10 protein-coding genes and 2 pseudogenes are annotated in these 14579 nt (G+C 44.2%); 8 read left to right on the top strand and 4 right to left on the bottom strand.

Annotated elements, in window-relative coordinates:
- Positions 1 to 2 precede the first annotated feature (2 nt).
- The 3 genes and pseudogenes from cysK (at position 3) to H740_RS08295 (ending at position 3139) form a co-directional block, all read left to right on the top strand.
- Positions 3 to 913: pseudogene (cysK, locus tag H740_RS08305) on the top strand (cysteine synthase A).
- 1 nt (position 914) lies between these two features.
- Entirely contained in the window at positions 915 to 1460 is a 546-nt protein-coding gene (cysE, locus tag H740_RS08300) for a serine O-acetyltransferase (protein WP_002953203.1), read from the top strand.
- A 194-nt stretch (positions 1461 to 1654) separates the two neighbouring features.
- Positions 1655 to 3139 carry a sulfatase-like hydrolase/transferase gene (locus H740_RS08295; protein WP_002953201.1) on the top strand — a complete coding sequence of 495 codons (1485 nt, stop codon included), beginning with the start codon at positions 1655 to 1657 and terminating at the stop codon, positions 3137 to 3139.
- 97 nt (positions 3140 to 3236) lie between these two features.
- On the opposite strand, the gene H740_RS08290 is transcribed toward H740_RS08295, so the two are convergent.
- Genes H740_RS08290 through H740_RS08280 form a run of 3 tightly spaced genes read right to left on the bottom strand, consistent with a single transcriptional unit; the run spans position 3237 to position 6195 of the window.
- A complete protein-coding gene (locus H740_RS08290) occupies positions 3237 to 4175 on the bottom strand; it encodes a 3'-5' exonuclease (protein ID WP_002953198.1) in 939 nt (312 codons plus the stop codon).
- Complete coding sequence (rpe, locus tag H740_RS08285) at positions 4172 to 4819, bottom strand: ribulose-phosphate 3-epimerase (protein WP_002953197.1); 648 nt, start codon at positions 4817 to 4819, stop codon at positions 4172 to 4174. Before rpe ends, H740_RS08290 begins: the two co-directional genes overlap by 4 nt.
- A gap of 11 nt (positions 4820 to 4830) precedes the next feature.
- On the bottom strand, positions 4831 to 6195 hold the full coding sequence (locus tag H740_RS08280) for an STAS domain-containing protein (protein ID WP_002953195.1): 1365 nt from the start codon (positions 6193 to 6195) through the stop codon (positions 4831 to 4833).
- 213 nt (positions 6196 to 6408) lie between these two features.
- Between H740_RS08280 and rpmB the strand changes: the two genes are divergently transcribed.
- From rpmB to H740_RS08255, 5 genes are all read left to right on the top strand, one after another.
- A complete protein-coding gene (rpmB, locus tag H740_RS08275) occupies positions 6409 to 6600 on the top strand; it encodes a 50S ribosomal protein L28 (protein ID WP_002945979.1) in 192 nt (63 codons plus the stop codon).
- Between the two features lie 27 nt (positions 6601 to 6627).
- Positions 6628 to 7752, top strand: coding sequence for a potassium channel family protein (locus tag H740_RS08270; RefSeq protein ID WP_002953194.1), 1125 nt, complete (start codon positions 6628 to 6630; stop codon positions 7750 to 7752).
- Positions 7753 to 7967: 215 nt separating this feature from the next.
- Positions 7968 to 8192, top strand: coding sequence for a YdcH family protein (locus H740_RS08265; RefSeq protein ID WP_002946649.1), 225 nt, complete (start codon positions 7968 to 7970; stop codon positions 8190 to 8192).
- A gap of 370 nt (positions 8193 to 8562) precedes the next feature.
- On the top strand, positions 8563 to 10656 hold the full coding sequence (locus tag H740_RS08260) for an RNA degradosome polyphosphate kinase (RefSeq protein WP_002953190.1): 2094 nt from the start codon (positions 8563 to 8565) through the stop codon (positions 10654 to 10656).
- A gap of 317 nt (positions 10657 to 10973) precedes the next feature.
- Entirely contained in the window at positions 10974 to 11549 is a 576-nt protein-coding gene (locus H740_RS08255; protein ID WP_002953189.1) for a LysE/ArgO family amino acid transporter, read from the top strand.
- Positions 11550 to 11889: 340 nt separating this feature from the next.
- Here the strand turns inward: H740_RS08255 and H740_RS08250 are convergent.
- Positions 11890 to 14348: pseudogene (locus tag H740_RS08250) on the bottom strand (molybdopterin-dependent oxidoreductase).
- Between the last annotated feature and the right edge of the window lie 231 nt (positions 14349 to 14579).

Below are 14579 nucleotides of genomic sequence, written 5' to 3'. Positions count from 1 at the left end.
AAATGATATATGAAAACATCGTTCAAACCATCGGTCAAACCCCGATCGTAAGGATAAACAGCGTGCACGAAGAGGGCATGGCTGAAATTTACGCTAAGCTTGAGTTTTTTAACCCGGGCGGCTCGGTAAAAGATAGAATCGCCGCAAACATGATCCTAGGCATGCAAAAAGAGGGCGCGCTAAAAAAAGGCGACGTCATCGTGGAGCCAACTAGCGGCAACACCGGCATAGGCGCGGCTATGGCGGGCGCTGCTCTGGGATACAAGGTCGTGCTAGTGATGCCTGAAACCATGAGCATAGAAAGGCGCAAGCTACAAAAGGCCTACGGAGCCGAGCTTGTGCTAACCGAGGGTGCAAAGGGTATGAAAGGCGCGATCGAAAAAGCAAGCGAGCTCGTGCGAGAAAAAGGCTACGTAATGCTAAGCCAGTTTGAAAATAAATTTAACCCGCAGGCTCACGAGCTAACTACGGCAAAAGAGATCATGGATGATTTTAAAGAGCTTGACGCGTTCGTGGCGGGCGTAGGAACGGGCGGCACGCTAAGCGGCACGGCAAGAGCGCTAAAAGCAAATGGCTATAAGACTAAAATCGTAGCTGTTGAACCAAACGACTCTGCCGTGATTTCGGGCGAAAAACCGGGCCCGCACAAGATCCAGGGTATCGGCGCGGGCTTTATCCCGGCTACGCTTGAGACCGCCTATATCGACGAGATAGAGCGCGTGGATAACGATGAGGCCTTTGAGACGGCTAGAAAGCTGGCTAAAGATGAAGGCATCTTGCTGGGTATCTCGGGCGGCGCGGCCCGGCGGCTGCAGTGAAGGTCGCAAAGAGGCTAGGTAAGGGCAAAAAGGTGCTTTTCATAACTCCCGATAACGGCGAGAGGTATCTCAGCACTCCGCTTTACGAGGCGTGATTTGGGACTGATAGCCGAACTAAACGAGCTGGTAGCGACCGTGCGAGAAAAGGACCCGTCGGTAGCCTCGTGCTGCTATGTGGCGATCCTCGTCAACACCCCAGGCATCCATGCCGTCTTTTTTCATAGATTCGCGCACTTTTTGCATGTTAAAAACTGGCGATTTGCGGCGCGCTTTGTCTCGCAGATGTCGCGCTTTTTAACGGGCATCGAGATACATCCGGGCGCCAAGATCGGCAGGCGGCTTTTTATCGATCACGGCATGGGCGTGGTTATCGGCGAGACGGCCGAGGTGGGCGATGATGTGCTGATCTATCATCAAGTAACTCTGGGCGGTACGGGCAAAGAGTGCTGCAAGCGCCACCCGACCGTAAAAAACGGCGTCACGATAGCAGCCGGCGCAAAGGTGCTGGGAAATATCCTAATCGGCGAAAACGCCAAAATAGGCGCAAACTCGGTAGTGCTAAAAGACGTGCCCGATAACGCCACGGTTGTAGGCATCCCCGCTAGGATCGTGCGTATAAACGGCGAGCGAGTCGGCGAGTAGGTCAAATTTGTGCCGACCTACTTAAATTTTTTCTATAAATATTCTCAGTAAGACCTTAAATTTTTAAAATTTCTTTAAAAATTTGTAGCTCAAAGCAAAATTTATAAAATTCACTACTTAAAATATTAAGCTTTTTATAAAATTTTTAGCACGCTTTGATTAAAATTAATTTTTTGCTAGATAAGGAGCTTATTTTGACGTTTGTCTCTGTTTTATTTTTTATCGCTTCGCTGCTTTTTGCCGCATTTTTGCCTCGCAAAAGCTTAAAAATAATCGTCGGCACACTTTCGTTTATCTATATCGCAACACTCGTTTTTGACCTTTTGCTATTTTTTATTTTTGGCAAACATTTCGGACTTTTTGTTGTCTCATTTTTTAATACATCCATAAAAGGTGCGCCTTTCACAAGTTTTGCGCGTGAAATATTAATTTTGAGCGCAATATGTTTTGCTATTTTATTGTTTTGTATTGTTATCAGTATTCGTATGATTAAAATTGACCGCATTTCAAAATTTAGTTTTTTATTTATACCTTGGATTGTGGCGGCATTTTTGTTAAATCCTTTTTGCATTTACGCATACGAGTTTTATTCGCAATTAAACCCGCGAGTAGACGACATAAAAAAGCAAATTTATCCGTATCTTGCCGTTCCGGCTCCGCGCAAGCCTACCAAAAGAAAAAATATCGTTTATATTTTTTTAGAAAGTTTTGACCGAGCTTATACAGATGAACAGCTGTTTTCAGGCCTTACACCGAGGCTAAATGCTCTAAAAAATCGAATGGATTTTACAAATATCACACAAGTGCGTGATACTGAATTTACAATTAAAGGTTTTTTTGGAGCGCATTGTGCAGCAAACTATACTTTTGTGCCTAGCGATGAGTTGAATTCTAAAAATTTCAGTACAAATATAACTTGTGCAAGTGAAATTTTAAAATCTGTCGGCTATTACGCATACTTCCTAAAGGGTGCAAGTTTGGCGTTTCAAGGAACAGATGGTTTTTTAAAGCAGCGCAGATATGATGAAATGAAAGGCAAAGAACAAATTTTGGAGCAAAATAGTGCCGCGCGGCTAAACGAGTGGGGTGTGCAGGATGATGATATGCTAGGTGTTGCTTACGGCGATTTTGAGCGCTTAAGCAAAAGGGAAAAGCCTTTTTTGATGGGGTTAATTACTCTCTCCACGCACTCTCCAAACGGGTTTGTACCAAATTCGTGTGAGGATTTATATTATAGTGAAAGCGATGCTCAGATGCTTAGGGCCGTACACTGCACCGATAGACTAGTAAGTGATTTTATAGAAAAAATACGTACCAGTAAATATGGCAAAGATACGATTGTCGTTGTGCAAAACGATCATCCTCTTTTTTACTCAAGTAACACTAGCGGTGATTTTGGAGATAAACTAAAAGGTTCAAAAGATTTATTTGTTATATTTGACGATGACTTAAACGGAGAGTTTACGATAGAAAAAAGAGGTACCTCGTTTGATACTTTTACTACCGTTCTTGGGTATTTGGGTATATTGGACGAAATGAATTTTGGTAGAAATTTGCTTGCAAGGGATAGTCTTCCTTTTTTGGCGGATAGCGAGTTTTTTAACAATGCTAGCAAGGTGTTTACTAAAATTTCATATGACGAAGCTGTGAAAGCTCAAAAACTAGGTTTCGTTAAGTAGATTATTTAATCTGACGAAATTTTAATTTGCTGGTAGTATAACTTGCCATATTTAAATTTGATAGAATAACTAAAATTTCCAGCAAATTTGGCTAAATTTACTCCTCAAATATTGGCAGTTTCAGCTCTTTGGTTTTTTGTCGTTGGTGTTTGGGTTTTTGCTCCTCATTTGCACCGCTCAAATTTTGCGTATCTAGGCCTTTATTAAATTTGTCGCCGCTCGCGCCATCGTCAAATTTGACCGACTCGCCGGCTTCGTTTGTCGTGATTTTTAGCCGCTTCATCGTCTTGGCTGATTTGCTAAACTCTACCAGATCCTCAGTCGTTCTTACTTCGCTCGGGAGTTTTTGCAGGGAGTGTTTAAAGATTTCAGCCGCTGCGATAGCGTCGCTTAGGGCTCTGTGGTGGGTATTGTTGATGCCTAAAAGTTCTTTTAGTGTGCCTAGACCGTATTTTGGCGAGGCTATGGTGCGGCGGGCAAGGTCTATGGTGCAGAGCTTACGGTTTAGTAGCTCGCCGTATCCTAGCGCTTCTAATGTCGCGCCGATAAATCCGTAGTCGAAACGAACGTTGTGTGCCACAAAAACGCTTTGGCCTAGAAAGACCTTAAACTGCTCCATGACAAAGGCTAGGCTGGGCGCGTTTTTTAGGTGCTCTGCGGTGATCCCTGTTAGCTCGCTGATATTTTCAGGAACGTATGGCGCGTAAACGAAGGTTTCAAATTTGCCGATTATTTCGCCGTTTTGTAGCTTTAGCGCGCCGATTTCGATGATCTGGCCGCTATTTATACCGCCGCTAGTTTCTATATCTACGACGCAAAAAATTTGATCTTTTATCTCATTGCGCCGCGTTTTTAGCTCGATTTGGTTTTTTGCGGTGCGGGTTATGTCAAGCCCCAGCGCGCGCCACATCTGTACGTCGCGAACGTCGAAAAGTTCGGCGTATTCGTCCATTTGCTTGGTCGCGGCGACGAAGTCCGCGTAGGCTACGTTTCGCTTGGCGATGACGGCTAGTAAATTTTCAAAATCCTGGTTCAAAACTCAAGCTTTAGTGAGCGGATAGAGTGCTCGTATGAATTTGACGAAAATATATAACTGCCCGCCACGACGATATCCACGCCCGCTTCATCTAGCTGCGCGACGTTTAGTCCCGTCACGCCGCCGTCTACTTCGATCATGCATTTTGCGTTTTTTCGTTCGATCATTTCGCGTAGGCTACGGGCTTTTTCAAGTACCGAAGGGATAAATTTTTGCCCGCCGAACCCTGGATTTACGCTCATTAGCAGCACCATATCGACTTCGTTTACGATGTGCTCGATCGCCCAGATCGGAGTATGCGGGTTTAGCACGATGGCGGGCCCCACGCCGTGGCTACGGATATGATCGATTAGACGCAAAGGATGTTTTTCCTCCTCGATGTGAAAGCTTAAAAATTTAGGCTTCAGAGGTAAAAAAAGATCGGCGAAAAAGGTATTGTTTTGCACCATTAGGTGTATGTCTAGCGGCTTTGTAGTGGCTTTTGCGACGGCATTTACTACGATGGGGCCGATAGTTAAATTTGGTACGAAATGCCCGTCCATCACGTCAACATGCACTAGATCGGCTCCGGCCTCGCAGATGGCCTCGATCTCGGCTCTTAAATTTCCAAAATCAGCCGATAAAATACTCGGTGCTACATACATTTGATTGTCCTTTACTTACTTAGAAAAAATATCGCGTCCATGCCGTCTATGTCGAGTCGTACTAGGACGCCTTTGTTTTTTTTGTCTTCGTCTATGATGGCTTCAAAAACGTGCGGCAAGGTAAAATTAGCCTCTATCTTTTGGTTTTTTAGCCACGCCTCGATGCGATCAGAGATGACGCTAAGTAGGTCAGCGTAGGCCTCGGTCATGCTTATGCCGCTACCTTCTTGGAGTAAAATTTTGCAGATCCTATGAACGGCGTATTTTTCGAGACATAGGATAAATTTGGCATTCATATCGCCGTAAAACGCTACCGAACCCATGCAAAATTTCTCCTCGTCGCAGCTAAAATTTGCTATATCCGTAGTGGTGCGGGTAACTGGTAAATTTGACAAAGACGCTATCGTATCCATGATGACTTTTAGCACGTTTGGCAGGACGTCTATGAGATCTTTGGTGATATTTTTTGGCCTATCCTCGGCTGTTGCGCCGCCGCCTTCTATCGTTGCGTCGTCGTTAAAAAAGTCCTCTATCGAGCGGTAAAGCAAAATCCCGCAGTCTTCTAAATCGTAAACCAGTGCTTTTGACATGCTTTCTTTTTTTAATCCGCACAGAGCTATCGTGGCTCCGTATTCAGCACACTCCATCGCTAGTTTAGCTAAAAACGACACGCCATGGATGTTAATAGAGCTTGATTTGTTCATGTCGAAAACGAAAAATTTAAAGCCGACCTTGAGCGAATTTAAAAAGACTTTATAGTCGAAATTTTCTGAAAAAGATGAGTCGATAAAGCCGTCTATGCCGTAGATAACGACGTTTTCTTTGAGCGTGATTTTGATGTCTTTTTTGCTTGATTTTATGTCGGTTAGATATACGGCGTATTCAAAATCTTTATAGGTGCTCTTAAATTCGTTGATATCTTTTGCGATCACGGGCTTGTATCCGCGCCCTGAAAGCCTTAAAGCGATCTGGCGTTTTTGCTCGGCGTCCGGGTTAAAAACTATAATGCGTCTGTTTGCAAAATCAGGCTCAAAAGTACCCCAAAATAGAAGCGCGACGTTTGAAGTCTCAAAAAACGATACGTTTAAAACGTCTTTTGACATCCTTTTTAGTGCTTTAAATTTAAGCTCGTTGTAGTCGCAAAAGCCTATGTCGGCGTTATTTTCCTTTGCTATCTTGGAGACGATTTCTAGGACGAGATTAAAGCCTATTTTGTTGAAATAAACGGTGTTTTTTAGGGATATTAGGATGTGGCGCGGCGCATTTTGGCGTAATTTTCTTATGCTTGCATCGCCAATGCTGTATTTGTCGATATCTCCGTCTAGAAAGCCAAGAGGGTAAAATATTGCGACGTTATCTTTAAATCTCAGTCTCATAAATGGGGATAAAAGCTTTCCTAAAATTTTAAATTTTGCTAAAAATCGACTAGTAAATTTTTAAAATTTAACCGCGTTTAAGTTGCGATATTTTAGCTTTTTTATCCATAAAATCAGTTTAAAAGCTAACGCTTTTGTAAAAGTAACTTTAAGCTTTTATTTTGTTTCTTTTAGATAAAATCAGCAGAAATTTTTATTTTTAAGGAAACAAATATGTCAAGAGTATGTGCAATAACAGGCAAAGGCCCAATGGTGGGCAACAACGTCAGCCATGCCAAAAACAGAACAAAAAGAAGGTTTTTGCCAAACCTAAGAACCATCCGCGTTACGCTAGAGGACGGCACTACGAGAAAGATCAAGGTAGCTGCTTCTACGCTAAGAACGATGAGAAAACAGTCACGCTAAATTTACCGCAAATTTGAGGAGTTATCTTTGTTTAAAAAGATTTTAAAATTCCTCAACTGGTCAAGTTCTGCCAAACCTCAAATCAACCTCAATACCGAACTTTACGAACAACTTCGCCCGTTTCGCTTACCGCTCATCTTAGTCGTTTTGATGATGATGATCGGCGCTATGGGCTACGTCACGATCGACGGTTTTAGCCTGATAGACGCGATTTATCAGGCCGGTATGACTTTTACGACCGTCGGTTTTACCGAGGTCGCACCTATTTCTCCGGCCGGCCGGATTTTTACTATCACTTTTATTTTGCTAGGCTTTGCCGTTTTTACGTTTTCTACGGGTTTGATGCTCGAAGTTTTAAAAAAAGGCGCGCTCGTAGCGATCATAAAGGAAAGACGAATGTTATATAAAATCGCAAGGTTGAAAAACCACTTTGTCATCTGCTATCACAACCAATATACAATGGAATTAAGCCGCGAATTTAGGGAAAATCATATTCCTTTCATCGTCATCGATCCGCGCGAGGATCTACCTGAGATTGCGGAAAAATACAAGTATCCATACTATATCGTCTCTCAGCCGCATACGCAAACGGCGCTTTTAAAGACGCATTTTTCAAGCGCAAAAGGCATGATCACGCTAAGCCCAAACATCGCCGACAACATCGCTCTTATCGCCACCGTAAGGCTATATGAAAAAGAGATCGGGCGCAAAAAGCCGTATTTTATAATGACAAACTCCGATAACCAAGACGATACCGAGCGCCTAAAAAAGCTCGGCGCAAATAGCGTCGTGAGCCCGTCAAAACTCGTCGCCCAGCGCCTTAGCGCGATGAGCGTACGCCCGGATATGGAAAATTTGCTCGAGCAGTTTTTGTATAAACAAGACTCTCCGATCGACATCGAGGAGATTTCGGTGCCGGATTATTCGTGGGTACGCTTTAAACGCCTAAAAGAAACTAACCTGCGCAACATAACAAATGCCGACGTCGTGGGCATCAAAGACGTAAATAACAAATTTATCCCGATGCCAAAGGGCGACACGCTAATAGGCACGGGCACGAAGCTGCTTGTTATCGGCACTGGCGAGTCGATACGCCTAACCAAACGCGTGATAAAAAGCAGACATAAGCCAGAAGAGCTAAAATACGTTTAAATTTGGGCTTTTGTGCGGCTTAAATTTGTCTTGCGGAACCGCTATAAATTTGACGTGAAAACAATTCATCGGCTTCATAAAATTTGATAAATTTAAACTTGGCATAGGTTGGGTAAAATTTACCAAATTGCCATAAATACGGCGCGTTTTTAACCCGCTCTTAAAATAATATTCGCTAAAATTAAATTAAAATTTAATCCATCAAAGGAGCAAATATGTTTCATGAAGACAGAGAGCTTATAACTAAGCTAAAAGGCACGAATGCGAGATTTACGTCGCTTTTCGATAAACACAACGACCTAGACGAAAAGATCGCCGAGATGCAAAAAGGCAATGTTTACAACGATGCCGAAGTGGATGCTCTAAAACGCGAAAAACTCAGATTAAAAGACGAAATTTACGCTTTTTTAGCCGAGTATAAAAAAGAAAATAATCTTTAATTTAATAGCGGCGGATGATTTTCGCCGCCGTTTTACCTCAAATTTTATCTTTTAACTATTTAAAAATATTTCTAAAAACTTTGTCAAATTTGACTCAAAGCCAAAATAAAAAATCACCGCAATAACACTAAATTTATTCGTCAAATTTGAAACGCAATTACATCGAAATTTTCTTTAAAACCCAAAAAACCGCCATTCCGACGCATAAAATAATAACCGCCCAAATATATTCCATCTTATTTCCTTACCTATTTTTGCCGAAGCTTAATTTGTTTTTTGTTTATTATAACACAAACTATCGGCTTTTCAGAAGAGCCATGATTTAAGAGAAAATTCGCTAAAATTTATGAAAGTTTAAAAAGGATGGAAAATGGATGAGAAAAAGAGCGTTTATATCAACCGCGAGCTTAGCTGGCTACGCTTTAACTCGCGCGTTTTAGCCCAGTGCGAAAAGGCGTTGCCACCGCTTGAAAAGCTAAAATTTATCGCGATTTATATGACTAATTTGGATGAATTTTACATGATCAGGATCGCGGGTCTTAAGCAGCTTTTTGCCGCTGGAGTCGCAGCTAGCGGTAGCGACGGCATGAGTCCGCTCGAGCAGCTAAGAGAGATCAGAAAATACATAAAAGACGAGCTCGCGCTCGTGGAAAAGCACTATAAAGACGCGCTAAAAGAGCTCACGCAAAGCGGGCTTTTTATGAAAAATTACGACGAAATCTCGCCTGAGCTTCGCGCCAAATGCGACGAGTATTTTTTCTCAAACATCCTACCCGTCATCGTGCCTATCGCAGTTGACGCCACGCATCCGTACCCGCATCTAAACAACCTTAGCTTTAGCCTAGCCGTCAAGCTTGCAGACGGGGATAGTCCCGAGATAGTGAAATTTGGCATGATACGTATCTCGCGCGTTTTGCCGAGATTTTTTCAGGCTGCCGATAATGTCTACGTGCCGATAGAAACGATCGTGCACCGCCATGCAGAGGAGATTTTCCCGGGTTACAAGCTGCTTAGCTCGGCGGCGTTTAGAGTTACGCGAAATGCCGACATAGTCATCGAGGAGGAAGAGGCCGATGATTTTATGATGATCCTTGAGCAGGGGCTTAAATTGCGCCGAAAGGGCGCGTTTGTCCGCATGCAGATACAAAAGGATGCCGATGCTGAGATAGTCGAGTTTCTAAACTCGCACATGAAGATTTTTTACAAAGACATTTACGAGTACACCGTCCCGCTCACGTTAAATTCGCTCTGGCAAATCGTGGGAAATAAAGAATTCTCCCACCTTTGCCTACCGCCATACGCGCCAAAGACCCTACCGCCTTTTAGCAGTCACCTCTCGATGTTTGACGTTATCGACAAAGAGGACGTGCTGGTCGTGCATCCGTATGAGAGCTTTGATCCTGTCGTGCAGTTTATCAGGGAGGCGAGCAAGGATCCACGCGTGATCTCGATCCGCATGACGCTCTACCGCGTCGATAAAAACTCGCCTATCATCCAAGCACTCATCGACGCCGCAAACGACGGCAAGCAAGTAACCGTGATGGTCGAGCTAAAGGCGAGGTTCGACGAGGAAAACAACCTACACTGGGCAAAGGCTCTAGAAGACGCCGGCGCGCACGTGATATACGGCATCACGGGCTTTAAGGTGCACGCAAAAGTGAGCCAAGTTATCCGCCAAGAGGGTGGCAAGCTCAAATTTTACATGCATCTTTCCACGGGCAACTATAACGGCGGCTCGGCGAAAATTTACACTGACGTGAGCTATTTTACGAGCAGGGCGGAGTTTGCGAGCGATACGACGACGTTTTTTCACATACTTTCCGGCTTTTCTAAAAACCGCCGCCTACAGACGCTTTCTATGTCGCCGATGCAGATAAAAGAGCGCGTGCTAGAGATGATAAAGACCGAGACTGCGCACGGCGAGCAGGGCAGGATCGTGGCAAAGATGAACGCACTGGTAGATAGCGACATCGTGGACGCGCTGGTAAAGGCTAGTAGCGCAGGCGTGAGGATCGATCTCATCGTGCGAGGCATCTGCTGCGTGCGCCCGGGCGTGAAGGGCCTAAGCGAAAATATCCGCGTGAGATCGCTCATCGGCAAATACCTTGAGCATGCGAGGATATTTTATTTTAGGCACGCTGAGCCTCAAATTTACATCGCTTCCGCCGACTGGATGCCGCGAAATCTCGAGCGTCGCCTAGAGCTCATGACGCCGATAATCGATAAAAATTTACAAGAGCGCTTGCTCGAGTTTTTGCGATTGCAGCTTAGCGATAACGAGCTGGCGTTTGAGCTGCAAAATAGCGGCGAATACGCCAAAGTAAGGCCAAAAGACGGCGACGCGCGCATAAACTCGCAAGAGGTGCTCGAGGAGTACGTGAGCGGGATATATAAGGCGACGAAAAAGGATACCGATAAGGGAAAGAGCGAACAGATGGTGGCGAAACTGCTAAAAGAAAGTTAAGCGGCTCGTCTTTTTGCTCTATACTTCGTTGCTTGTAAATTCGGCTCGGTCATTACCTATATGGTAACTCCCGTCGCCAAATTTAAAAGCGCCTCGTCTAGAACAAAAATACTTCGCCTTATCGTTTTACATTCAAATTTGAAGTCAAATTCGCAAATTTCGACTTCAAATTTTACCCACCGAGACCTGCATCTTGATGCTGCTAAAATTTGACTCACAAATTTACAGAAATCTCCGCATGTCGCAAATTTTACTCGCCGAGCTTTTTGTCACATGCATTTCAGTCAAAATTTAAAAAACAAAATATAAGTGTTAAAATGATTTCTTTCAATGCCTTTTTCTCTGGTTTTTCACTCGGACTCTCGCTGATCCTTGCTATCGGAGCGCAAAATGCCTTCGTGCTAAAACAAGGCATCAAAAAACAGCATGTTTTTCTCGTTTGTGCTATCTGCGCGCTTAGCGATGCCGCGCTGATCTTTGCGGGCGTGTCGGGGTTTGGTTACGTGGTAGAGCGCTATCCCATCATCAAAACCGCCGCGCTTTGGGGCGGATTCGTATTTTTGAGCATTTACGGGCCACGCAGTCTTTATAGCGCGTTTAGCGCCTCGCATGCGCTAACGGCTGGCGGCGAGGAGGCGCAGGGGGCGGTAAAAACCGCGCTTCTAACGCTAGCTTTTACGTGGCTAAATCCGCACGTTTATCTTGACACGGTCGTGCTACTTGGCTCGGTTTCTACGAAATTTAGCGAGCGCGCAGGGCTCTTTGGCGCGGGCGCGATGTGCGCGTCGTTTGCGTTTTTCTTTTTGCTCGGATACGGGGCGAGATTTTTGGCGCCGCTGTTTAAAAAGCCCGCCGCATGGAAAATTTGGAGTTTTTCGTCGGCATCACGATGATTGCGCTTGGCGCGATGTTAGTCGTTGGCGAGTGAGGTTACTCAAATTTATCTATGCTAATTTAGTTTTCGGAGTAGTGACTCTAACGCGCACCTAGCAAGCAAAATTTAAAGGTGCAAAAGAGTGTCTATGCAGCGCTTTTAATTGTGTATTAACTAGTAAAGACACACCAGAGCGGATAAAAACGATAAAACGAATAATCTCCAAATATGCCTACAAACTCGGTGCTTGCGTGCGTGTCAGTAAATTTAATATTTTACGATCTAAATAAAGCTACCGCAAACAAAATCACACGAAGCTACAAGATTAAAAACGGTGGGGCCTAAACCCCGCCTTAAATTTAAGCGCCTATGATTTTTGGTTTAGAAAACGCTCTGATAGGCCTTATCGCGCCTTTGTATTTTTCGACTTGGACTAAATTCGTATGCGCGATGTTGCTTTGCGCTAGTTTGCTTGTGCCTTTGTCTTTTGTGAGCACGTTTACACATCCGTGCTGGCACAGGCTCTTTTTGCCGTAGACTTCAGGGTCGTACCATGCGCCCTCACATACGATTACGACGTCGTCTTGGGTTATGTCGCTCACTATCGCCCCGCATAAAATTTCGCCTCTGTCGTTAAACACCCTAACCACGTCTCCCGTTGCGATGCCGCGTTTTTTGGCTGCGCTTTGGCTGATAAATATCGGCTCTCTGCCGTTTACTTCGGCATACTTTCTAACTATGGAGTTATCCAGCTGAGAGTGCAGTCTAAAGCGGGAGTGCGGAGTATTGAGCGCGAGTGGATATTTCTTTGTTTTTTCTTTATCGCCGAGCCACTCGGTAGGCTCAAACCACGCCGGATGCCCTAGGCAGTCGTCGTATTTCATTTTTGCGATGACTGGCGAATAAATCTCGATCTTTCCCGACGGCGTTCCGAGTCTAAATTTATTCGGATTTTCTCTAAAATTCGCAAATCTAGTGTAGTATTTTTTCTCTTCGTCTTTTTTGTCGAATTTTACGTATCCTTTTTCCCAAAACTCGTCAAACGTAGGTAGATTATCGTATCCGAGCGCTTTGGCTTGATCCATGGCGTCGGCGAAAATTTCTTTTATCCACTCCATCTCGGTCTTGCCCTCGGTAAATACCTCTTCCATGCCCCATCTCTTGCAAATTCCTTTGCAAATTTCAAAATCGCTCCTGCTCTCGCCCATAGGCTGGATGGCTTGTTTTATGGCAAAGATATACTCGCCCGTAGCGTTTGACTGCTCTATGTCGTTTCTCTCGGGCTCGATAGCTGCAGGCAGAACTATGTCGCTAAGCTTAGCTCCGCTAGTCCAACAAGGCTCTATAGTTATCACGGTATCGAGCTTTTTCCACGCTTGTACCGCGCGGTTTATGTCTTGATGTCTCGTAAATATCGATCCGCTAGCGCTTACGGAAACTCTCATGTGCGGGAGTTTGTAAATTTCGCCGTTTCTTTGCATCTCTTGGCCTGGATTTAGTAGCGCGTCTATTATTCTGCTGTTTGGCATGACGTAGCCTTTGTTTTTTACCCAAGGGCTATTTTCTGTGGTGTATTTTTCGCTAGGAACCGAGCTTAGACCTTTTAGAGCCGGCGCTATAAAGCTTTCCGTGCTGGTTTTATGCCCTTGATCGCAAGTCATAAAGCCGCAGCCCTCCTTGCCTATGTGTCCTAGCATCGAGGCTAGCGTGATGAGAGCCCAATACGACTGCTCTCCGTGATCTTGTCTTTGGATAGCAAAACCGCTTATTATCAAAGACTCGTTTTTAGCTAGCGACACGCATAGCTCCTCTAGCTTTTTGACGCTTACGCCGCAAATTTTGCTAGCCCAGTCTAAATTTTTAACCACCTTGTCGTTAGCGCCTAGGAAATAATCTTTAAATTTATTAAATCCAACGGTGTATTTTCCTATAAAGGCTTCGTCGTATAGTTTATTTTCGTATAGATAGTGGCACATGCCTATCATCATGGCTGTATCCGTCCCCGGCACCACGCCTATAAAGTCCGAGTTTAGATACCTGATGGTGTCGTTTTTATACGTATCTACGGCGTAAATTTTCTTTTCGCCTTTTGCGTTCATATCTTTTAGCTTGGCATACACGTCGTAGCCCTCGTGAGTAGGAGCGCCTACGCCTATTTCATTGGTTACTACGGGATTGCTTCCCCAAAAAACTATCGTTTTAGCAGACTTTAGTACTGCTTCCCATTTTGTAGGAACTTCGTTTGGCTCGATAGTTCCGATAACGTGAGGCATGATAACGTGACCAGCACCATAGGAGTAGTTGCCGTCCTCCGAGACGAAGCCGCCTAGTATCGTTAGCATCCTTCTTGCCGTAGCTCTACCCCAGCTGACTTTACCGCTGCCGCCCCACCAGTAGCACTCTCCGTAGATGCTCTCGGAGCCATATTTTTCAAAATTTTCTTTTAGAGCTTTTGCAGCTAGATCAAGCGCCGTATCCCAGCTAACTCTTACAAATTCCTCCTCGCCTCTAAGCTCGGGTTTATTTGGTCCTTTTTTCTCCAAATAGCTCCTTCTAACGCAAGGATACAGCACTCTGCTCTCGTTTTGAACGCAATCTGCGACGGCATTGTTTAAAGTGCTCGGGAATTTATCCGCCTCAAAAAAGGATCTACGCTGGTTATCTGTCCGCTGACTACGTTTGCGTAAAACGGACCGAATCTATTTGTGCAAAAAACTTTCTTCTGGTCAAAAAGCGTCTGGGTGACGCCCTCTATCCTATTGGCTTGCAGGCTAACGCCGGCTAATGCGCTAAGCTTTAAGAAATTTCGTCTTTTCATTTTTTCTCCCTTGAAATGAAATTTGGTTATCTCGTCTTTGATGTTGCATTACAATGTATTCTAGGCTAAGCCTACGACTAAATTTGAGGTCGTTGGCGTTATTTATTAAACCTCCTTGAAGTATAAAAACTAATTTTATCGTTATATGATATTATAAGAGATAAAGAATAAAAAGTATATAAAAAATGTGATTTTTAGTAGATATTGTTTGATTTTAAGTGTATAAAAGCG

The organism is Campylobacter showae CC57C, assembly GCF_000344295.2.
GTDB lineage: Bacteria > Campylobacterota > Campylobacteria > Campylobacterales > Campylobacteraceae > Campylobacter_A > Campylobacter_A showae_B.
The sequence above is the reverse complement of the archived record's forward strand: the minus strand, read 5'-3'. Positions and strand labels throughout refer to the sequence as shown.